Consider the following 1,229-nt stretch of genomic DNA (forward strand, 5'->3'; position numbering starts at 1 on the left):
TTGACCTGCCCCCAGTAGCCGTACCACCAGTTACTGGGAGAGCCCGGGGTTGAAGGGTACTTTGGGTGGATGGGGTTGGGCACGGTGGTTGGCAGCGAACTGGGCGGGCGGAATGCGCCCACAGCTGCTGTGCGGTCTTACCTCGTTGTAATCCCGACGCCACTCGGTGATGACGGCGCGGGCCTGGGCAAGTGACGTGAACCAGTGCTCGTTCAGGCACTCGTCCCGGAACTTGCCGTTGAAGCTCTCGATGTAGCCGTTCTGCATGGGCCGGCCGGGCTCGATCAGCAGGTGCTCGATGCCATGTTGCTGCGCCCATGCGATGAAAGCGCGACTGGTGAACTCCGGGCCGTTGTCCGTGCGCACGGCCTTCGGGTAGCCGCGGAACCTTGCGGCCTGATCGAGCACGCGGACGACGTAGGTGCCGCTGATGCCGTGGTCGACTGTGATGTCCACACACTCGTGGGTGAAGTCGTCGGCGACCGTCAGGCTCTTCAGGCGACGACCGTTGGCCAGCGCGTCGCTGACGAAATCCATGCTCCACACCGCATTGGGCGCGGTTGCAGCCGACAGTGCTTGGCGTTCGCTCGGTGGCCTGCGGACCTTTTTGCGGCGACGCACTGCCAAATTCGCCTCGCGATAGAGGCGATAGACCTTCTTGTGGTTCACAGCTGGGTACTCCGAACGCAGCAGGTCGTGCAGGCGGCGATAGCCGAACCTGCGGCGCACTTGCGCCAGTTCGATGATCCGCGCCGACAGAACCTGCGTTGCAGGCGCCTGTTCGGGCGGATGGCGGAAAGCATCGCGGGACAGCCCCGCAAGGCGGCAGGCCCGTCGCTCGCTCACTGGGGTCGCTTCGAGCATGCGACGGACCGCCTCGCGCTTGCGTTGCGGGGCTAGCGTTTTACCCCGAAGCCCACCTTGAGCGCCTCAATGTCCAGGTGCGCCTCGGCCAGCAATCGCTTGAGCCGGGCGTTCTCGGACTCGAGCTCCTTCAGCCGCTTGGCGTCCTCAACCTCCATGCCACCGTACTTGGCGCGCCAGGCGTAGAAGCTGGCCGGGCTGAAGCCGTGCTGCCGGCCCAACTCCGATACCGCCATGCCGGCCTCGGCCTGCTTGATGAAGCCGATGATCTGTTCCGTCTTGAAGCGACTCTTGCGCATGTCCGTCCTCTCTGGGTGACGGACTCTACCTAGCTTTTAGTGGTACGGCTCAGTGGGGGCAGGTCA

Annotated in this window: 1 protein-coding gene; it reads right to left on the reverse strand. The window is 64.5% G+C overall.

Annotated elements, in window-relative coordinates:
* Window positions 1-30 precede the first annotated feature (30 nt).
* Window positions 31-1,163 (reverse strand): IS3 family transposase gene (locus WAF18_RS17290; RefSeq protein WP_337246205.1). Its coding sequence is split into 2 segments (ribosomal slippage): window positions 31-908 and window positions 908-1,163, totalling 1,134 coding nucleotides; the frame shifts between segments, so codons are not numbered across the junction.
* Window positions 1,164-1,229: the final 66 nt, after the last annotated feature.

The organism is Luteimonas sp. gir (genome assembly GCF_037198055.1).
In the GTDB taxonomy this organism is placed as follows: Bacteria; Pseudomonadota; Gammaproteobacteria; order Xanthomonadales; family Xanthomonadaceae; genus Luteimonas; species Luteimonas citri_A.